Here is a 19,828-nt window from a genome sequence, read left to right as displayed (position 1 = left end):
TATGTGCGGTCGTTATACTTTAAGAAATCATATCAAAGCTCAGGAGCAATTTAAGTGCGAGATTAGATCCTCTAGATTTAATATCTCACCCGGCCAAGATATTTTAACGATCACAGATATTCCTAGATTTATAAAGTGGGGTTTCACTCCTTATTGGGCAGATAAACCTTTTAATCTTATTAATGCCAGATCTGAAACTGTTTATGAAAAACCTTCATTTAAGAATGCAGGGAGATGCTTGATACCATCAGATGGATGGTATGAATGGAAAAAAGAGTCAGATAAGAAAGTGCCATATTTTCATCATTTTGACGATGAGATTTTTTGCTTTGCAGGAGTATTTGGAGGGTTTAGGGGGGAAGTTGGCTGCGCAATTCTTACTATGCTAGCTCCTAACGAAATAAGTCATATTCATGAAAGAGCTCCTGTCATAATTGAAAAAGCTCGCCATAAAGACTGGTTAGAGGGAAATCTTAAGGATATATATACTTCTAACATGACTGAGAGGGTACAATACTATCCTGTTTCGAATCATGTAAATAACCCTCAGTTTGATGATGAAACATGTTTAAAAAAATTAGATTAAGGTTTAAAAATTATGTATTCAACAATGAAAGAAGTTAGAGAAGAAATAGATCTAATCGATAAAGAGTTAGTTTTAATCTTAGCTAGGAGGCAGAAATGTATAGAGTTAGCTGCCTTGATCAAAAATGATAAAAACAAAATTATTGATGAAGAAAGAATTGAAGATGTTATAAGTAAAGTAAAGAAATTTTCTAAGAATTGTGGTCTCTCTTTAGATATTTCAGAACCTCTTTGGAGAAAATTAATATCACTTTCTATAGACCATGAGTTCGAAGAATTTTCCAGGATATCTGAAAATTAAATGAAAAAAATTTCATCTATAATATTAATTCTTTTTTTAAGCTCTTGCTCCCAAGAAAAACAGGTAGATAGTTTTAACAAGATAGCTGCAAATAGCTTGATTATTGATACTCATATAGATGCACCTCATAAATTAAACTTGTTAATTCAAGAAGGTTTACAAATCCATGATCTTGCCGATACAACCAATACAGAGTTTGATTATCCAAAAGCTAAAAAGGGTGGTTTGAATGTCGCTTTTATGTCTATTTACCTTCCAGCTAAGACCCAAATCACGAGGACATCTTTTGAAGAGGCTAATAAATTGATAGATGTAATTGAAGATATTATTACCCTAAATCCGAGTAAGTTTTTATTTATAAAAGATACTAAATCTTTAGATGGTTTAATAAAGAAGCAAAAAGTAGGGTTAGCTTTAGGCATGGAAAATGGAGCTCCCTTAGAAGGCAAACTAGAAAGAGTTAAATTTTTTTATGAAAGAGGTATTCGCTATATAACCCTTACACACTCTAGAGTAAATCATATCAGTGATTCCTCTTATGACTCTGAACGTGTTTGGGGTGGGTTGAGCGACTTTGGAAAACAATTGATTCCAGAAATGAATAGAGTTGGAATCATGATAGATATTTCTCATGTAAGCGATGAAGCATTCTATCAATCTATAGAACTAAGTAATGTGCCATTAATAGCTAGTCACTCTTCTTTGCGTCACTTTACTCCTGGGTTTGAAAGAAATGTAAGTGATGATATGTTAATAAAGTTAGCAGAAAAAGGTGGAGTTATTCAGATAAATTTTGGAAGTACTTTTTTAACAAAACAGGCGCGCGCATATTCTGATGCTTCGCAGAATTATATGAAAAATCTCTTTGGAGATGATATATCTATAGTAGAGCCTCAAGAATTGATTAAAGCTAAAGATAAATTTCAGATGACAAATGGTTTACTTCCTTTTGCTTCTATAGATGATGTAGTAGATCATATTGATAGAGTTGTAAATCTGGTTGGTATAGATCATGTGGGATTAGGGTCAGATTTTGATGGAGTAGGAGACTCTTTGCCTACAAATTTGAAGGATGTTTCGATGTACCCCAATTTAATAAGAAGAATGTTAGAAAGAGGTTACTCGGAAGCAGATATAAAGAAAGTATTAGGAGGAAATCTTAGACGAGTCTGGTCAGTAACGGAACAGTATGCCAATAAATTCAAATAAATTAAAAGAGATACCTCTTTTTCCTCTAAATGTGAATCTCTTGCCAGAAGGATTTATCCCCCTTCAAATTTTTGAGCCTCGATATATTGATATGGTTAAACTATGTATGAGTGATAACTTTGGTTTTGTAGTAGTTTTAGATAAATATGAAGTTGGAGAACGAAATAAAGACTTAAGCTTTCATAGCATAGGAACGTATGTAGAGATTGTTGATTTTGATAAATTAGATAATGGGTTATTAGGCATAACAGCAAAGGGTAAATTTAGAGTGAAAGTCTTAAACTTTTATACTCAAGAAGATGGCTTGAACATAGCTCAAGTTGAACAACTTGAAGAAGAAAATTCTTCAGAATTAAAGAAATATTTTAATAATATCTGGAAAGTGCTGAAAGAAATTTCTGAACATCCTGAGATTAAAAAAATGAATATTGAAATTGATTTCACTTCTTCAACGAATGTTATCTATAATTTGTCTAGTTTACTTCCGCTGTCTCCTCTAGAGAAGCAAGAGATACTTGAAGCATCTTCAGATAAAAAGAGATTGGAATTTTTAGACCACCTAATAGTTAAGTTTGGAGGAGGTTCAGGTCCTACTCAGGATCTCCAAGCTTAAGTAATTGTTTCCCTTTATTCATGCCTGTATAAAGTCTTTGAAGAGTTTTTGGAGCGTTTTCTAATTCTTCTTGTATATCTTCTTCGTAAATAATTTTTCCTTCATCCACCCAGTTTTTCATTTCTTCTATAGCTTCAGGAAATTTTTCTACATAATCAGTAACTATAAAACCTTCCATTTTTGCTCTCATAAAAATCAATGACATATAATTTGTAGGCCCTGGAGGTAAGGTTTTTTCATTATATCTAGAAATTGCTCCACACAACACAATCCTAGAATTTAAGCTCAGCTGGGTTAGGGCGGCATCTAGAAAATCTCCCCCAACATTATCAAAAACTACGTTGACACCTTTTGGACAAACTTCTCTTATTGATTGTCGCATATTTGCTTCTTTATAGTCTATGGCTGAATCAAAATTTGCCTCCTCTGTTAGCCATCTACATTTTTCTGCTCCACCAGCTATCCCTATAACTTCACATCCCTTTATTTTTGCAATCTGTCCAGCTATAGAACCAGTAGATCCTGCAGCTCCTGAAATAAGAGCTATATCACCTGAAATTGGTTTACCAATTTCTAATAGACCAAAATACGCTGTCATACCAGTTATTCCAAAGACGCTTAAAGGAGTTGTTATAGGAATATCTGAAGGTACTTTAGAAGCTCTTAAAAGACCAGTTCCGTCAGTTATAGCATAGTCTTGCCAACCAAATGTTCCTTCTACAATATCGCCTTCTTTAAAATCAGAATTCTTAGATTCAATAACCTGAGCAACCGAGCCAGCTCTCATTACTTCACCAATTTGTACAGGAGGAACATAACTTTTTCTATCTTCCATCCATCCTCTTTGTGCAGGATCAAAACTTAAGTAAAGATTTTTGACTAAAAATTCACCATCTTTAATCTCTTCTATTTCTACTTCATCCTTCCAAGAAAAGTTTTCTTCTCCCACCATTCCATCAGGTCTTTTTGCTAATACCCATTGTCTATTTTTAAAATTAGATCTTGTCATTTTTATTATTTATTTATTATCCCTGGCGCCAATTTCCATGAAATCCATGAGGTATTCTGTGAGGTAATTTTGCTTTTCCTATGGGTCCATCTGAAACATTTTGAGCGTCTAGTACCATCAAATCAGATGTATTGTCAGCTCCATTATAAGCAGTTGCAATAAGATAACCTTCTCCTTCTGAAGCGTCTTTAGATTTAGGAACAAAAACAGGTTCGCCCACGGCATCTAAATTAGTTAAAGAATAAGCTTCTTTCTTGCCTGTTTCATGATCCATATGTGCAATCGAATTAAGACTTATTCCTTCAGGATGATCTCCTATGCCAGCTGCGTAATAACCATGCCTATAATCTTGCATAGCAAACCTTTCATCAAATCTAGGGAATTCTCCCATTTCTTCATCTTTATAAGTTTTCTTGATGTTACTTGAGTTAGATTCCAAGTCTATTTCCCATCTATTTAATCTTGCTTCTGCATTTTGGGTTTCTCCTTTTGTCCCATCTGCATGAGGAAATAGAGGGGGTTCTTCAAATTGCATGACATCAGCAATAATTTTATTATCTTTAGTGAAAGCATTCATTGGATGAAAGACGAAACAAGCTTCATCCGTATACCATTTTATATCTTCAACAGAACCATCCCTAGGCATAACACCAATATGACTTCCTAGATCAGGATCCCAAGCTATTGGAGGCTTACCCTCGATTGCTCTGTTTAGATCCATAGTTAAAGGAAAAATAGGGAATATTACATGTTCAGTTGTCACCATAAAATCATGGACCATAGAAGAATAGGGTGCATCAAACTCTTCATATTTTATGAGTTCCCCTTGTTTGTTAACTACAAAGTAACTCATAGTTGTACTAAATATTTCACCAACTGTATAACTAAATCCATGCATATCACCAGTTATTGGGTCCACTTTAGGATGAGCTGTCATGGGTGATTTAAGTTTTCCTTCATACGTGCAGGATCCTTTAGATTCAAGGCTATAAGGATCTAGTTCAAATGGAGCATGACCTTCTTCCAAGGCTAAAAGCTTCCCAGCATGATGAATTATGCTTGTATTGGCAGTTCCATCTTCACCCTCTGGATTCCAATCTGGATCTGGCTCCATAGGATTCATAAAATTAATTAAAGATCTACCTGCTAATCTTTCTTGCTTCCATTTAGAAGTTTTAGCCCATCTATTTTTATAAGAGACTTTTCCATTTTCAAAGTGAAAGGCATGTATCATCCCATCTCCAGCAAACCAATGATATTCTCCGCCCAAAGGCGGAAACTGCGGATCTGGTCCATTCCTGTAGTAGCTACCAAATAAATCTTTTGGTATTTCTCCTTCTATTATCAGATCATTTAAATCTGACTCCATTCTTAATGGCGCAAAATTTCCTTGTAAGTTTGGATGATTAGGATAAGTCTCTGTCATTAGTTCTCTCCTTATAATTTAGAATTGATATTAACGTTTACTGACTTGTCGTTGTCAAGTTGAAATTATCAAGCTTTGTTAAATCTTTGGAGAAATATTCTTATACCCACAATGAAAACGACTATAAAGATTAGCCCTAGTAAGTAAACAAATAAGGGGAGTTCTTTAGGAAAGGATTGAGTTAAATAATAGGGAGATAAAATATAAAAGAATGCCCAAGGTATTCCAGACGTAAGATCTATAAAAAGAAATTTATGTTTAGACATGCCCATGGTTCCAGCTATTGCTGGTAAAACTGTTCTTATTGGGCCCATAAATCTCCCTATTAGTATTCCATAAATACCATATTTATTAAAAAATAATCTTCCTTTTTCTAAGGCATCAGGATACTTAGAAAATGGCCATATAGAGTTAATTCTCTCTTGGAAGAGGCCGCCAATTAAGAAGCTAAGAATATCTCCAAGACATGCTCCTATATAACCATAAAGAAAAATTTCTAAGGGATGCACATTAGCTAGATAAGCAATACCAGAAGCCATAGCCAGCAAAATAACACCAGGCATAAACAAGCCTATACCTACAAAAGATTCTATAAAAGCAATTATAAAGATAGAAATACTAATCCAGTCAGGATTTAGTTCTATCCAAATTTTAAGCAATTCAAGATCAAACACTTTAAAAATTTCTCTAATTAATCTAATTAATTCATATAGAATATTTACTTATGGGTGATAGTAAAGACATTAATCGTTATATGAACTTTTTGGGGGCCAAAGCAAAAGAGGCAGCATCAGTTTTGTCGCAAACAACTACAGTTAAAAAGAATAAAGCATTATTGGCTTGTGCTGATGCTATTTCAGAACAAAAGGATGAAATTATAAAAGCTAATAGAAAAGATTTGATGAATGCTCAAAAGAAAGGAATTGCAGACACCTTGATTGATAGGCTTGAATTAACTTTGGATAGAGTGGATTCCATGATATCAGGGATTCATCATATATCTTCTCTTGAAGACCCTGTAGGGGAGCTCATAGATATGGGTCCTACTCCTTCAGGTATAGAGGTAAGCCGTATGAGAGTTCCATTAGGAGTTGTAGGAATAATTTATGAATCAAGACCAAATGTAACTGCAGATGCAGCTGCTCTAGCTTTAAAATCAGGGAATGCTGTAATCCTAAGGGGAGGTTCTGAAGCCATCCTAACTAATAGAATAATTTCTAAATGTCTAATTGAAGGGTTAAAGCAATCTGGATTACCTCTTTCAACTATTCAGCTTGTGGATACTGTTGATCGTGAGGCTGTTAAGGTCCTTTTAGGTATGGACAAATTTTTAGATGTCATCATACCTAGAGGAGGTAAAGGTCTTGTTAAACTTATCTCCGACGAAGCAAAAGTTCCTGTCATAAAACATTTAGAAGGTATTTGTCATGTTTATATTGATGCAGAAGCAGATTTGAAGAAAGCTGTTGATGTATCTGTAAATGCTAAAACCTATCGATTTGGAATTTGTGGAGCTATGGAAACTTTACTTATATCAAAGAGTATAGCAAAACAGATCTTGCCCTTAATACATAAACATTTTACGGAAATGAATGTAGAGTTAAGAGGTTGCCAACAAACAAAGAGATTTATATCAGTTAAAGATGCTGAAGAAGAAGATTGGGGGACTGAATATTTATCTCCTATTTTGTCTATTAAACTTGTAATGGATGTAAAAGAAGCAATAGATCATATAAATAAATTTGGATCAGGACATACAGATTCTATAGTCACTGAAAATAATGATAATGTTCAAAAATTTTTAAACGAAGTAGATTCTAGTTCGGTTATGCATAACTTGCCAACCTGCTGGGCTGATGGCTTTGAGTATGGACTTGGAGCAGAAGTTGGAATCTCAACTGATAAAATTCATGCTAGAGGACCAGTAGGATTAGAAGGGCTAACTTCTCAGAAGTTTATTGTAAAAGGTGATGCTAATCTCCGATGAAACTAAAAAAGATCTAATTGGGGTTTTTGGTGGGACTTTTGATCCAATACATAAAGGGCATATAAAAATAGTTGATTTTTTATTGGATAATCTCCCTTTTGAAGAGATTAGGGTTGTGCCATGCGGCTTACCTTCGCATAGAGATTTTGTTGCTTCTTCAGAAGATAGGTTAAAAATGGTACAAATAGCTTTTCAAGAAAAGGAAAAAATTGTGGTGGACTCCAGAGAAGTTATTCAAGACGGGCCTTCCCGTTCTATAGAAACCATTGAGTCTTTAGCTAAAGAGCTGTCGGAAGACGTATCTTTGGTTTGGATCATGGGAGAAGATGCTTTTTCTGAGATAGAAAGTTGGTATAGATGGCAAGAATTTTTAGATTCAACAAATCTAATTATTGTTTCTAGATTAGATCCCAGTAGCAGAAACATAGAAACTTTGGATAATAGATTTTCTGAAAGGTTTGTAGATACTTTTCATGAATTTCATAGAAATGGATATGGTAATATTTTACATCTTCCTATGAGCCTAATAAACATTTCCTCTTCTTTGATTAGATCAAGAATTCAGAATAAAATTCCAATAAATGATTTGGTTTCCAAAGATGTTTTTGAATATATTCATGAACATAAACTTTATAACGAATAAAATTATGGAATCAGTAAAACTAAAAGATAAGGTACTTAAGGAAGTTGAAAATCTAAAGGCGTTGAATCCTGTAGTCTTAGATGTAAAGAATTCAGGTATTTTTACTGACTATATAATGGTATTAACAGCAACTTCAAGTACTCATATGAGGGCTATTAGTCAGGCGATAATAAAGTCTCTAAAAGATATGAATCTAAGTTTATTAGGTTCAGAAGGTTTTGATGGGGAAGATTGGATCCTATTAGATGCAGGTGATGCAGTAGTTCATATTATGTCAGCCGAGGCCAGAAGTTTTTACGATCTTGAAGGTTTATGGGATTTAGAATAGATGGAAATAATTATTGTTTCCTTATCGGGGGCTAAATCTAACTGGTCTTCTCAGGCATTCGAAAGTTATTGCAAGAGATTCGATAAATCAATACAGATGAGTTGGAAAACTTTGTCTCCAGAAAAAAGGACTAATAAGATAAATAATCCTCAAAAGATCATTCAGAAAGAGGGTGTTATGTTATTAAATTCAACTAAGAATTCAGGATTAAATATTGCTTTAGACCGAAAAGGAGTTCAATGGACAACTCATCAGTTGCATAAAAGATTTATAAAATGGCGTGAGTCTCATAAATCTGTTAATTTTTTAATAGGAGGAGCAGATGGACATGGAGCTGCGCTGATTGATAATGTTGATGAAGTTTGGTCTTTGTCTGCTCTGACATTTCCTCATGGAATAGTTCCATTGCTAATTGTTGAACAAATATATCGGGTTTGGTCCTTAACTAAAAACCATCCTTATCACCGTTAGAATTATGAAAAAAATTCTTAGTTTAAATAAAAAAAATAGAACTTCTGTACTATTTAATTTTAGATTGAGATTCATAGCTTTAATTTTTTTTCTAGTTTTTATTATTTTCTTTTTTCAGATCTTCAATTTGTCTGTATTGAATAATAGTATTTATCAAACAGCTTCAGAAAATAATAGGATTATAAATATTCCTCTTTACTCAAATAGAGGTTTGATTTACAACGAAAATGGAGATCTACTCGTTGATAATATTGTTTTCCAGAAATTAACTATGGTACCAGGACCTCATGATAATTTTGAGAAGGTTCTTGATGAGTTAAGGGAGGAGTTAGAAATTTCAGATGAAGAAATTCAAACTTTTAAAAAGTCTTTGGAAAATAGAACTTATAAGTATCAACCAATAACTTTAGTGAGAAAGCTATCACAGGAACAGATAGCTAGATTTTCATTAAAAAAATCTAGATGGCCATCAGTAAAGATTGAAGCAGATTTAATGAGACATGTTCTAGATGGCTTTCTATATTCTCATGTTCTTGGTTATTTAGGTCAAATAGATATTGAAGCCATTAATTCTTCACTAGAATATAAATATCCATTAGATGCCCTTGTAGGCAAGGCTGGTATAGAAAAGTTCTATGAGCGGCAATTAAGAGGTTCGGTAGGATATAAGACTATTGAAGCAAATGTTCATGGGATTGAAGTGAGAGAAATAAGAACAACCTCACCAGTCAAGGCTCCTGACATTCAATTAAGTATCGATAGAGAGCTCCAAGTAATTGCAAGAGATAGCCTGAAAGATAAAACAGGCACAATTATTGCTTTAGATCCATCTACTGGACTAATAAAAGCTTTAGTAAGCTTTCCAGACTATGATCCAAGTTTATTTAATTTAGGTAAAATAGAAAAATTGCATGAAATTATTTCAAATAAAGATGCACCATTATTTAATAGAGCAATTTCTGGTAATTATCCTCCAGCATCTACAATTAAGCCTTTTCTTGGAATTTTGGGACTAAACGAAGATAAACTAGATTGGAGAACAGAAATAGAAGACAAAGGGTCTTTCCAAATAACTGAAGGAGGGAGGGTTTTTAAAGGTTGGAAAGAAGACGGTCATGGAATGGTAAACCTATCTAAGGCTCTTATTGAATCTTCTGATGTTTTCTTTTATCAATTAGCCCTTAAATTAAAGATAGGAGAGATATCTAATTTTCTTATGCAAATAGGGTTTGGTTCTCTGACTAATATTGATCTTGATAACGAGCAGTCAGGAGTTGTTCCTGATAAGAGATGGAAACTTGGTAACATAGGCTCATCTTGGTATTTAGGAGATACCGTTAACATAGGAATTGGTCAAGGTTATATGACGGCGACGCCTATTCAATTGGCTGTAGCAACATCTGCGTTAGCAAATAAAGGAGATGCCTTTCAACCTAGAGTAGTTAAGAAGATAGGTTCTGAAGAAACCGCCAGACAACTTCTTTACTCAATCGAGACTGATTCAAATAATTGGAAAAAAATGGAATCTAGCTTGATGAATGTTATAAGTGCATGGAATGGAACAGCTCATAATGTTTTTGATCCGAAGGGTCCTAAGATTGCTGGTAAAACTGGTACTGCACAAATAAGTAGTTTATCTGAAGAGGAAGATTATTCGATTGTTAGACAAGAAAGTTCAAGAAGAGATCATGCATTATTCATTGGTTATGGTCCAGTTCCCGATCCATCTTTAGTAATTGTTGTTGTTATAGAGTACGGAGAGTCGGGTAGTTCTGTGGCGGCTCCTATTGCAAAAAAGATGTTTGATCATTATTTTTCATCAAAATTATAATGAGTAAATTAAGACCTTTAGAACATAGTCTGAATACATCTTTAGTAGACGTTTCTTTCTCAAAAAAAATTACTAATTTTTTTGGAGATTTACCTCTTGTTATCTCATTATTATTAATTTTAATTTTTGGTTTGTTTGTTCTATACAGTGCAAGTGGTCAATCTACTGCAATGGTAATTAGACAGTCTCTGTATATAACTTTAGGTCTTATCTTGATGTTTTTCTTTTCTAGAATTAAGTTAAAAGTTTATGAGGAGTTTTCTTTACATTTTATTTGGATAGCTATTGGTTTATTAGTGCTAGTTTTATTTTTTCCTGCAGAAGGATATAAGACAAATAGGTGGATAGATCTAGGCTTTATAAGTTTTCAGCCTTCTGAGATAGTTCGTTTTATTCTTCCTCTTGCAATCGTTTCTTATTTGACAAAACGAAAGATTAATTTGTCTTTTATAGATTGGTCAGTAGCTTTTATAGCAACTTTAATATGCGCATTCTTAGTTTTAAAGCAACCAGATTTAGGCACTTCTCTAATAGTTGCTATGTCTGGATTTTTACCTTTATTTCTAGCTGGCTTTCCCAGAGCATATTTATTCACTCTTGCAGCATTTATCACAGCAATGTCTCCTTTTATTTGGACTTCACTTAAAGAATACCAAAGACAAAGAATTATTACTCTTTTTAATCCTGATGCAGATCCTTTAGGGGCAGGATGGAATATCTCGCAATCCAAAACAGCAATTGGATCTGGAGGATTATCTGGAAAAGGTTATCTTGAAGGGACCCAAAGTCAGTTAGATTTTATTCCTGAAAGCCATTCAGATTTTATCTTCGCAGTAATAGGAGAGGAGTTTGGTTTCTTAGGCATCATTATTCTTTTAATAGTTTACTTAGTTATCTTTGCGAGATGCCTTAAAATTGCTTTGAATAGCAAGACAGAATTCGGAAGGTTAGCATCTTCATGTCTTGCTTCTATTTTTATAATCTATCTCCTTGTAAATATATTAATGGTTGTTGGATTGATTCCAGTTGTAGGTGTACCATTGCCATTGATTAGTCAAGGAGGGACGTCAATTCTTATTCACTTACTCAGTTTTGGTGTTATTCTGTCTGTAAGAAAAGAAGATATGAAAAGTGTTTAAAAAAAATTATTTTAAGTCAATTTTTCCATTGATGTTAACTTTATTTCTTTCTTTAAGTCCAACTCTATATAGCTTTGAAGTAAATCCGGCTATCTCTAATTTTTTAAAAGAGATGGAGGATAAACATGATTTTAAGAAAGAAGATTTAATAAAATTAGTTGAATCTGCTAAATTTCAAGAGAAAGTAATAAGGATTATGGATAGGCAGCCAGAAGGCACAATGACTTGGGGCCAGTATAAAAAAATTATGGTCAATTCTTCACGTATTGATGCCGGAAAAGAGTTTATAAATATATATAGAAATGATTTAAAGAGAGCAGAAGATATTTATGGAGTTCCCGCCCAAGTTATAGCGGCTATTTTAGGAGTGGAGTCAAGATATGGAAAAGGTCAAGGAACAAGCAGGGTTTTAGATTCACTTATGACACTATCTTTTTATTATCCAAGAAGAGAAAAATTTTTTAAAATCCAATTAGAAAATTTTCTACTTCTAACTAGGGAAGAGGATATAGATCCTTATTCAGTAATGGGTTCGATAGCTGGAGCTATGGGTTATGGTCAATTTATGCCCGATAGTTACAGAGATTATGCTGTAGATTTTGATTTTGATGGGAAAAGAGATTTATTTAATAATGCCTCTGATGCAATAGGTAGTGTTGCAAATTTTCTTAGTAAAAAAGGTAAATGGAAACCAAATAGTGGAATAGTTGTTCCAGCTTTATTAAAAAATGAGAGGCCCAAGATTAAATCATCTTTTAAACCAAATTTAAGTTTAGATGATTTAGAAAAACAAGGTCTTTATCCTTTAATACCCCTAATGCAGAATCAGAAATTTATTCCTATAGAACTTGAATCAGAAGTAGGGTTTGAGTACTGGATTGGCATGCATAACTATAATGCTTTGTCTCGTTATAATAGGAGTAAGTTATATATTATGGCCGTTGTAGAATTGAGCAATTCTTTAATTAATTCGTTCTAAAATATTATGATAAATTTTTTTAAATTTCGTAGAAACTTTTCTTTAGTAATTCTTTTGATGCTTTCAGGATTATTAAATGGAAAAGTGAGTTTTATTCCCGATCCTCCTAACTTAAGCGCAGAAAATTTTTTATTGATAGATGTGACAACTCAGAGAGTTTTAGCAGAAAAGAATGCTGATAAAAGAATTGAGCCGGCTAGTATTACCAAATTAATGACTGGTTATATTATAGCAGATCAGATTGATAAAGGATTTATCAATGAACAGGATGAAGTTCTAATCAGTGAAAATTGTTGGAAGAAAACTGGTTCAAGGATGTTTATAGAAGCAGGAAAAAAAGTTTTAGTAGATGATTTATTGAAAGGCATGATCATACAATCTGGTAATGATGCAACGTGTGCTTTGGCGGAACATGTAGCCGGTTCTGAAGAAAATTTTATAGACCTTATGAGGACATACGTGATTGAAATGGGTCTTTTAGAAACTAATTTTGTTAATGCAACTGGTTGGCCTGATACCAATCATTATTCTACAGCAAGAGATTTAGTAAAGATTTCTTCCCGTTTAATATTGGACTTTCCATCTCACTATGCTTTATATAAAGAAAAATGGTTTACTTATAATGAAATAAAACAGAGAAATAGGAATAGCCTATTATGGCAGGATGATTCCATAGACGGCATTAAAACTGGTAAAACTGATTCGGCAGGTTATTGCCTCGTCACTTCAGCAAAAAGGGGAGATACTAGAATAATAGCTATCACAATAAAAAGTGATAATGAAAGAACAAGAACTACAGATAATAGACGCCTCTTAGATTATGGTTTTAGGTACTTTCAAACTAGAAAAATTCTTTCTTCGACTCAGCCTCTAATAGATGAAACTGTTTGGGGTGGAGAAGTAGAGAAAGTTTCTTTATTCTCTAAAGAAGATATTTACTTAACACAAAGTCCTAGAGATTTTGAAAGGATAAACATAATTACTAATTTAGATGATTACATCCAAGCACCTATTTACAAAGGCGACAAGGTTGGAAGTGTGGTTATAGAATTGGATGGCATAGAACTTTATAAAGAAGATCTCGTCTCAAATTCTATTATTGATTCAAGGGGTTTTTTTGGGAGAGTTTGGTCCAATTTTCAACTTATTGTTTATGGTTTTTTAATGGAAGATGAATAATTGAAAGATAAATGGCTTGGTCTTTCTTAAATAATAACTTTATTTCTCAAGATCAAGTAAGTATTTCTCCTTTTGATCGAGGGTTTTTATTTGGCGATAGCGTATACGAAGTTATACCTGTTTATAATAAAAAGCCCTTTTTACTATATGAGCATTTGAATAGATTAGAAAATAGTCTTCAGTCTATTTCTATAATTTCTCCTTTCTCCCAGGAAAAAATGACATCAATTATTAATGAGTTAATTCAAAGAAACTCTTGGGATAATCAATATGTATATATTCAAATATCTAGAGGTAATGAAAATAAGAGGCAACGCATACCCGACTTAGAAATTACCCCAACAATATTTCTGTTTTCTTCTAAATTGGCCATCAACCCTTATAGAGGTGAATCTAATATTCCCGGGCTTAAATTAATTTGTTATGAAGATCCTAGGTGGTTAAGGTGTGATATTAAATCAACTTCTTTATTGCCAAACATTTATGCTTTATTAGATCAAAACAATGATAAATCAGATGAAGTTCTTATGCATAAAAGTAAAATTGTAACTGAAGCAAGTGCAGGTAGTATTTTTTTTGTCTCAAAAGATACAGTGTCTGCTCCCATCCTAGACTCTAAAGTTTTGCACGGTATAACAAGAAATCATATAAAAAAGATTCTTGATAAGATGGCTATTAATTTTATAGAAAGAGACATTCATATAGATGAGCTGCCTTCTGCACGAGAGATTTGGTATGTGAGTTCTACTAAAGAAATTCAACCCGTTAGTCAGATAGATAATTTTCAAGTAAATTATAATGAGACCAGCCAGATATGGAGGGAGGTCTTAAAAGAGTATATCAAGACTATTAATTCTTAAAAAAAAGCTGACTTAAATCTCTTAATCCTTGCCAAGAGTCCTGTTTTTTATTTCCTTTGACGGATGCATCAATTTCTGCGACTTTTGATAAGCCATCTTTTATTTGTTTAAGTTCTAATTTTTTTGCTGCCCCTTTTAGTCTATCTTTATAAAATTTAGGCCCAAAAACCTTTTCGTAATTTCCTAATGTTTTGATTAAAAATAGATTACTTAATTCTTTCGATAGCAAACTTAATATTTGGAGTTCTGGAGTACCCTCAGATCTGAAATGTTCCAATATTTGAACTGTCTTTTTTTTATTTCCTAATATAAAAGCTTCAGTTAAATCAAAGATCCCATATCTCGAAGCATTAGAAATGGCATTAATCATCTTTTCGAGATTTATTTTTTCTTTAGGATAGATGAGAGAAATCTTATGCATTTCTTGTAGAGTAGCGAATAGGTTTCCTTCTGTCATTTCAGCTAGAAATAAAACTGCGTCTGGTGTTATCTCATTACCAAATTTTAGAGCTCTCTCATTAATCCAACTAACTATTTGATTATCATCAAGCGTTTTTACTGTTACAAGTATACCGTTGCTATCTAATGCTTTTACCCAAGCAGAAGATAGAGATTTACTTTCTAATCTTTCTGCAGAAATAATAAGTATTTGGGAATCATTTTTCTTTCCCGTGTAGTCCTTTAAGGCTTTACTTCCTGAAACTCCTGGTCCAGTCCCTAACATCTTTAGTTCTAAGATTTTCATATTTCCAAAAAGATCTAAGTTTTCTGAAGCATTGGTTAGTGTAGTCCAATCAAAATCTTTAGTTACCACTATAGAACTTCTTTCTGTGTATCCATTTTTAACAGCTTTAGCCCTTATTTTTTCAATGGTTTCTTGAATAAAAAGAGTTTCATTGCCAAAAACTGTATAAATATTTTCTAGACCTTTTTCTAAATGGGAATCTATAGTTGAGTGGGCAATCTTCACTTTTAGATTTCTTTATAAAGATGAGATGGTTAAAGAAATCAAAGAAATAGCATCTTTAATAAATTCATTTAATAGTAACTCTTCTTTATTTTCCATAGCCATAATTCTAGATTCATTATACAAAAAGGGTTTCTCTAATTTTATCTGGAAGAAGTTTTCTTCAAGACCCTTAATCCTTATAGAATATTCAAGCTTATACTCTAATCTTGCTTCTGAAGCTTCTAAGTTTTCATTAAGGGCTAAAGAATATCTATTTAATGTTTGATTTATAACTCTTAAAATAATGTCCGCATCTTGATCCGAGTTATTTAACAACAAGGATTTGTAATTTTGACTTTCCTGAAATTGGTTTATAAATTTCTGATTAATTTCTTTGGGATCATAAATTAATATTACTTTGGCCCCTATAAAAGCATTTTCACTATCCCTTATTTTATATCCGCAACTAGCTATGAGAGATATTAAGATTAATGCCACAAAGTAGTATCTAATTCTTTTCATCTTTAATTACTATATTTACTATCTTTCCCGGCACATAAACAATTCTTTGTATTTCTCTTTTTGAAATATATTTATTTATAGTCTCATCAGATATAGCTATTTCTTGGATTTCTTCTCGAGACATATCTTTTGTTGCCTTTAAGGTATTTCTTAATTTCCCATTAACCTGGATAGCTATTTCAAGTTGATCATTTATTAAAGCTTTCCTATCTTCTTTTGGCCATGATTCATTTAATATATCTTTTTTTAGATTTGTATTAAGTAATTGCCATAAATGATGGCATAAATGAGGAGTGACAGGAGATAACATTAAAACAATAGCATGAATTGTTTCATGCACCACTCTTCTCTTTGATAAAGAGGCATTTACATCTAAAAAGGAATTAGGGATTGTATTTGTTAATTCCATAATAGCTGCAATGGCTGTATTAAAAGTTTGTCGTCTTTCATAATCGTCTCTCACCTTTAATATAGTTTGATGAGTTTTTCTTCTAAGTTGTATCTCTTCTTCAGATTTAGGATCCATTAAGATCCCATCTGGAATCCCAGCCTTTATATGATCATGAATTAAATTCCATATTTTTTTTATAAATCTTGAAGATCCTTTGAGGCCTTCATCTGACCATTCAAGAGTTTGTTCTGGAGGTGCGGCAAACAGAATAAATAGTCGCACGGTATCAGCCCCATATTTTTTTATGAGAGGTTCTGGATCTACAGTATTACCTTTAGATTTAGACATTTTGAACCCATCTTTTAAAACCATACCTTGACATAGTAATTTAGTAAAAGGCTCATCTCCTTTTACTAGTTTTAATTCACGAAGGCATTTATAGAAGAACCTAGAATAAAGTAAATGAAGAATTGCATGCTCTATTCCTCCAATATACTGATAGACTGGAAGCCAATAATTCACTCTTTCATCAAGCATGGATTCTTTACTGTCATATGAAGCAAAGCGAGCAAAGTACCAAGAAGATTCAAAGAAAGTATCAAAGGTATCAGTCTCTCTTTCATATTCTTTATTCTTATGTTTAAGAGAAAGAAATTCTTTCATATCTTTTAGAGGAGAAGAAACTCCTTTAAATTTAACTTGTTTCGGTAAAGAAACTGGTAAATCAAAGGCCGGTATATTTTTTCCATCTGAGTCTTTTAGAATTGGTATAGGAGTTCCCCAATATCTTTGTCTCGATATACCCCAGTCTCTAAGTCTATAATTAGTTTTCTTGACACCACAATTTAGTGTGGTTGCCTTGTGTAAAATGGCTATAAAAGCTTCATCGTAATTTAGCCCATTGAATTCATCTGAGTTTATTAAGACATTTTTTTTAAGGTTAACTTCTTCTTTGTCATCTAAAAAAGGCTGAATAACCTTTTTTATAGATAAGTTATACTTCTTTGCGAATTCAAAATCTCTTTGATCATGACCTGGGACTCCCATCAAAGCTCCTGAACCATAGTCGCTGATTACGAAGTTAGCTGCCCAAATTTCGATCTTTTCTTCGGAAAATGGATGAATAGCGAATAAGCCAGTATTTACTCCTATTTTTTCTTGTTTTGCGAAATCAGCCTCTGAAACTTTTACTTTATTTACTTGTTTCAAAAAGTCTGATATCTCATTATTGTTCTTACAATAATTCTGGATAACAGAATGGTTAGGGGAAAGAGCTATAAAAGAAACTCCCATGATTGTGTCTGGCCTAGTTGTAAAAACAGAAATTTCTTCAATTCCGGTCTCAATTTTAAATCTAAACTCCATTCCTTCAGAGTATCCAATCCAATTTCTCTGCATCGTTTTCACTTGTTCGGGCCAATCTTCGAGAGAATCTAAGCCCTTCAGTAGTTCTTCTGAAAAATTACTTATTCTGAGAAACCATTGCTTAATAATTTTCTTTTCTACTATTGCCCCAGAACGCCAACCCTTTCCATCAATAACTTGCTCATTCGCTAGTACAGTCATATCGACTGGATCCCAATTAACTTCAGCTTCTTCTTGATAAGCCAGATCTTTTTTTACTAGTTCTAAGAAAAACCATTGTTCCCATTTATAGTAATCTTCATCACATGTAGCAAATTCTCTTTTCCAATCATAAGAAAATCCCATGCTTTTAAGCTGTGACTTCATATTCTTAATATTTTCATAAGTCCAATCTGAAGGTTGAACTTTATTTTGAAGGGCGGCATTCTCAGCAGGTAAACCAAAAGCATCCCAGCCTATGGGCTGAAGAACATTCTTTCCTAACATTCTATTGAACCTGCTAATGACATCGCCAAGAGTATAATTTCTTACATGACCCATATGTAAATTCCCACTTGGATATGGAAACATGCTTAAGCAATAAAATTTTTCTTTATTATCATCTTCTGAGACTTCAAATGAATTATTTTTTTCCCAGAATTCCTGAGCTTTTTTTTCTACTTCATCAGAATTATAGAAGTTTTTATTGTCTTTTATCACTTTGGTTTAAATTTTTCTTCTAGATAATTGATATCAAAATTACCAGAAATAAACTTTTCATCATTTATAAGATTTCTATGGGTTTCTATGTTTGTATCAATTCCGGAGATTTGCATTTCATCTAGAGCTCTTAACAATCTTATCCGAGTATCCTCTCTGTCATTAGCTCTGACTATAATTTTAGATATTAAAGAATCATAAAATGGAGGTACAGTATAATTTTGATAGATATGAGAATCTACCCGCACACCAATACCTCCAGGAGGATGATATTCAGTTATCTTGCCAGGAGAAGGAAGGAAAGTCTTAGGATGCTCTGCATTAATTCTACATTCTATAGCGTGACCTCTAAAAACTATGTCCTCTTGTTTTAAGGAAAGCTCTTCTCCTCTAGCAATTCTGAGCTGCAACTTTACAAGATCTAGTCCCGTTATTTGCTCTGTGACTGGATGTTCGACCTGTATTCTTGTGTTCATCTCAATAAAATAAAAATTATTATTTTCATAAAGAAATTCGAAAGTACCTGCGCTCACATAATTTAGTTTTTTACAGGCATCAATACATCTAGAAAACATATCTTGTCTTAGCTCTTCAGGAACTCCTAAAGCAGGAGCTTCTTCTATGACCTTTTGGTGTCTTCTTTGAAGAGAACAATCCCTATCAGCAAGATGAATTACATTTCCAAATTTATCTGCCAATATCTGGATTTCAATATGTCTTGGATGTAGAAGAAATTTTTCCATGTATACAGTGGAATCCCCAAAAGATGAAGCAGCCTCTTTTTGGGTTAGATTTATTGCATTCTCCAGATCTTCTTTATTTTCTACTATCCTCATTCCTCTTCCGCCTCCCCCTGATGCAGCTTTGATTATTAGAGGATAGCCAATTTTATCTGCTTGCGCTTCTGGGTTATCATCCACAGCACCATCAGTCCCAGGAACAATAGGTAAACCTGATTCAAGAGCAAATTTCTTAGCGGATACTTTATTACCCATTTTTTTAATCACTTCTGCACTAGGGCCTATGAAATGAAATCCACTTTTTTCTACTTTTTCTGCAAAATCAGGATTTTCTGAAAGAAAGCCATATCCAGGATGTACTGCATCAGCTCCTGTTAACTCCAGAGCGCTTATGATAGCAGGTATATTTAAATAACTTAAAGAGGAGTCGGATGGTCCTATGCAGATTGATTCATCTGCCATTTTTACATGCATCAGATCTCTATCGGATTCTGAATAAACTGCAACTGTTTTAATATCTAATTCTCGGCAAGCTCTTAGGATTCTGAGCGCAATTTCTCCTCGATTAGCTATTACTAATTTTTTTATCATTTACTAATTTT

General features: G+C 33.1%; 20 protein-coding genes. 13 read left to right on the top strand and 7 right to left on the bottom strand.

The features are described from left to right. The first annotated feature begins 1 nt into the window (after position 1). From P8J93_05965 to P8J93_05950, 4 genes are read left to right on the top strand one after another with little or no spacing between them, the layout of a single operon-like run. Positions 2 to 586, top strand: coding sequence for an SOS response-associated peptidase (locus P8J93_05965; protein ID MDG2061340.1), 585 nt, complete (start codon positions 2 to 4; stop codon positions 584 to 586). Positions 587 to 610: 24 nt separating this feature from the next. Further along, the gene (locus tag P8J93_05960; GenBank protein ID MDG2061339.1) at positions 611 to 886 is read left to right on the top strand and encodes a chorismate mutase; all 276 of its coding nucleotides are present in this window, start codon (positions 611 to 613) and stop codon (positions 884 to 886) included. After that, entirely contained in the window at positions 887 to 2,095 is a 1,209-nt protein-coding gene (locus tag P8J93_05955; GenBank protein ID MDG2061338.1) for a dipeptidase, read from the top strand. It begins immediately after the preceding gene. Then, complete coding sequence (locus P8J93_05950) at positions 2,076 to 2,708, top strand: LON peptidase substrate-binding domain-containing protein (protein MDG2061337.1); 633 nt, start codon at positions 2,076 to 2,078, stop codon at positions 2,706 to 2,708. The genes P8J93_05955 and P8J93_05950 overlap by 20 nt, the downstream gene beginning before the upstream one ends. On the opposite strand, the gene P8J93_05945 is transcribed toward P8J93_05950, so the two are convergent. The 3 genes from P8J93_05945 to P8J93_05935 all read right to left on the bottom strand — a co-directional run bounded on the left by P8J93_05945 (position 2,686) and on the right by P8J93_05935 (position 5,817). Continuing rightward, complete coding sequence (locus tag P8J93_05945; GenBank protein MDG2061336.1) at positions 2,686 to 3,717, bottom strand: NADP-dependent oxidoreductase; 1,032 nt, start codon at positions 3,715 to 3,717, stop codon at positions 2,686 to 2,688. The two genes, P8J93_05950 and P8J93_05945, sit on opposite strands and share 23 nt — an antisense overlap. A 16-nt stretch (positions 3,718 to 3,733) precedes the next feature. Continuing rightward, positions 3,734 to 5,143: a carotenoid oxygenase family protein gene (locus P8J93_05940; protein ID MDG2061335.1), complete on the bottom strand. Its 1,410-nt coding sequence runs from the start codon at positions 5,141 to 5,143 to the stop codon at positions 3,734 to 3,736. Positions 5,144 to 5,211: 68 nt separating this feature from the next. Next, positions 5,212 to 5,817, bottom strand: a complete 606-nt coding sequence (locus P8J93_05935; GenBank protein ID MDG2061334.1) for a DedA family protein — start codon at positions 5,815 to 5,817, stop codon at positions 5,212 to 5,214. Positions 5,818 to 5,867: 50 nt separating this feature from the next. Here P8J93_05935 and P8J93_05930 point away from each other — a divergent pair, with 50 nt between their 5' ends. From P8J93_05930 to P8J93_05890, 9 genes are read left to right on the top strand one after another with little or no spacing between them, the layout of a single operon-like run. Further along, the gene (locus P8J93_05930) at positions 5,868 to 7,130 is read left to right on the top strand and encodes a glutamate-5-semialdehyde dehydrogenase (protein ID MDG2061333.1); all 1,263 of its coding nucleotides are present in this window, start codon (positions 5,868 to 5,870) and stop codon (positions 7,128 to 7,130) included. After that, positions 7,114 to 7,773: a nicotinate-nucleotide adenylyltransferase gene (gene nadD, locus P8J93_05925; protein MDG2061332.1), complete on the top strand. Its 660-nt coding sequence runs from the start codon at positions 7,114 to 7,116 to the stop codon at positions 7,771 to 7,773. The genes P8J93_05930 and nadD overlap by 17 nt, the downstream gene beginning before the upstream one ends. 4 nt (positions 7,774 to 7,777) lie before the next feature. After that, entirely contained in the window at positions 7,778 to 8,101 is a 324-nt protein-coding gene (gene rsfS / locus P8J93_05920) for a ribosome silencing factor (GenBank protein MDG2061331.1), read from the top strand. After that, positions 8,102 to 8,572 (top strand): 23S rRNA (pseudouridine(1915)-N(3))-methyltransferase RlmH, encoded by a 471-nt coding sequence (gene rlmH / locus P8J93_05915; GenBank protein ID MDG2061330.1) that lies wholly within the window; start codon positions 8,102 to 8,104, stop codon positions 8,570 to 8,572. 4 nt (positions 8,573 to 8,576) lie between these two features. Further along, positions 8,577 to 10,403 (top strand): penicillin-binding protein 2, encoded by a 1,827-nt coding sequence (gene mrdA / locus P8J93_05910; protein MDG2061329.1) that lies wholly within the window; start codon positions 8,577 to 8,579, stop codon positions 10,401 to 10,403. Continuing rightward, entirely contained in the window at positions 10,403 to 11,542 is a 1,140-nt protein-coding gene (gene rodA, locus P8J93_05905; protein ID MDG2061328.1) for a rod shape-determining protein RodA, read from the top strand. Before mrdA ends, rodA begins: the two co-directional genes overlap by 1 nt. Then, positions 11,535 to 12,521, top strand: a complete 987-nt coding sequence (mltB, locus tag P8J93_05900) for a lytic murein transglycosylase B (GenBank protein MDG2061327.1) — start codon at positions 11,535 to 11,537, stop codon at positions 12,519 to 12,521. Before rodA ends, mltB begins: the two co-directional genes overlap by 8 nt. Positions 12,522 to 12,527: 6 nt before the next feature. Further along, complete coding sequence (locus P8J93_05895; protein MDG2061326.1) at positions 12,528 to 13,700, top strand: D-alanyl-D-alanine carboxypeptidase; 1,173 nt, start codon at positions 12,528 to 12,530, stop codon at positions 13,698 to 13,700. Between the two features lie 11 nt (positions 13,701 to 13,711). Beyond that, positions 13,712 to 14,560, top strand: coding sequence for an aminotransferase class IV (locus tag P8J93_05890; GenBank protein ID MDG2061325.1), 849 nt, complete (start codon positions 13,712 to 13,714; stop codon positions 14,558 to 14,560). On the opposite strand, the gene holA is transcribed toward P8J93_05890, so the two are convergent. From holA to accC, 4 genes are read right to left on the bottom strand one after another with little or no spacing between them, the layout of a single operon-like run. Beyond that, on the bottom strand, positions 14,550 to 15,530 hold the full coding sequence (gene holA, locus P8J93_05885) for a DNA polymerase III subunit delta (GenBank protein ID MDG2061324.1): 981 nt from the start codon (positions 15,528 to 15,530) through the stop codon (positions 14,550 to 14,552). The genes P8J93_05890 and holA overlap by 11 nt on opposite strands. 12 nt (positions 15,531 to 15,542) lie before the next feature. Continuing rightward, a complete protein-coding gene (locus P8J93_05880) occupies positions 15,543 to 16,031 on the bottom strand; it encodes a hypothetical protein (GenBank protein MDG2061323.1) in 489 nt (162 codons plus the stop codon). Beyond that, entirely contained in the window at positions 16,018 to 18,486 is a 2,469-nt protein-coding gene (leuS, locus tag P8J93_05875; GenBank protein MDG2061322.1) for a leucine--tRNA ligase, read from the bottom strand. Before leuS ends, P8J93_05880 begins: the two co-directional genes overlap by 14 nt. Next, positions 18,483 to 19,817 (bottom strand): acetyl-CoA carboxylase biotin carboxylase subunit, encoded by a 1,335-nt coding sequence (gene accC, locus P8J93_05870; GenBank protein MDG2061321.1) that lies wholly within the window; start codon positions 19,815 to 19,817, stop codon positions 18,483 to 18,485. Before accC ends, leuS begins: the two co-directional genes overlap by 4 nt. Positions 19,818 to 19,828 lie beyond the last annotated feature (11 nt).

This window comes from SAR86 cluster bacterium, from assembly GCA_029268615.1.
Taxonomy (GTDB): Bacteria; Pseudomonadota; Gammaproteobacteria; order Magnimaribacterales; family Magnimaribacteraceae; genus JAQWNM01.
This window is presented reverse-complemented; position numbering and strand designations above follow the sequence as displayed.

Coding starts and splice junctions, on each gene's coding strand:
- P8J93_05965 (MDG2061340.1), top strand. CDS start 2: ATGTGCGGTCGTTATACTTTAAGAAATCATATCAAAGCTCAGGAGCAA.
- P8J93_05960 (MDG2061339.1), top strand. CDS start 611: ATGAAAGAAGTTAGAGAAGAAATAGATCTAATCGATAAAGAGTTAGTT.
- P8J93_05955 (MDG2061338.1), top strand. CDS start 887: ATGAAAAAAATTTCATCTATAATATTAATTCTTTTTTTAAGCTCTTGC.
- P8J93_05950 (MDG2061337.1), top strand. CDS start 2,076: ATGCCAATAAATTCAAATAAATTAAAAGAGATACCTCTTTTTCCTCTA.
- P8J93_05945 (MDG2061336.1), bottom strand. CDS start 3,717: ATGACAAGATCTAATTTTAAAAATAGACAATGGGTATTAGCAAAAAGA.
- P8J93_05940 (MDG2061335.1), bottom strand. CDS start 5,143: ATGACAGAGACTTATCCTAATCATCCAAACTTACAAGGAAATTTTGCG.
- P8J93_05930 (MDG2061333.1), top strand. CDS start 5,868: ATGGGTGATAGTAAAGACATTAATCGTTATATGAACTTTTTGGGGGCC.
- nadD (MDG2061332.1), top strand. CDS start 7,114: ATGCTAATCTCCGATGAAACTAAAAAAGATCTAATTGGGGTTTTTGGT.
- rsfS (MDG2061331.1), top strand. CDS start 7,778: ATGGAATCAGTAAAACTAAAAGATAAGGTACTTAAGGAAGTTGAAAAT.
- rlmH (MDG2061330.1), top strand. CDS start 8,102: ATGGAAATAATTATTGTTTCCTTATCGGGGGCTAAATCTAACTGGTCT.
- mrdA (MDG2061329.1), top strand. CDS start 8,577: ATGAAAAAAATTCTTAGTTTAAATAAAAAAAATAGAACTTCTGTACTA.
- rodA (MDG2061328.1), top strand. CDS start 10,403: ATGAGTAAATTAAGACCTTTAGAACATAGTCTGAATACATCTTTAGTA.
- P8J93_05895 (MDG2061326.1), top strand. CDS start 12,528: ATGATAAATTTTTTTAAATTTCGTAGAAACTTTTCTTTAGTAATTCTT.
- P8J93_05890 (MDG2061325.1), top strand. CDS start 13,712: ATGGCTTGGTCTTTCTTAAATAATAACTTTATTTCTCAAGATCAAGTA.
- P8J93_05880 (MDG2061323.1), bottom strand. CDS start 16,031: ATGAAAAGAATTAGATACTACTTTGTGGCATTAATCTTAATATCTCTC.
- accC (MDG2061321.1), bottom strand. CDS start 19,817: ATGATAAAAAAATTAGTAATAGCTAATCGAGGAGAAATTGCGCTCAGA.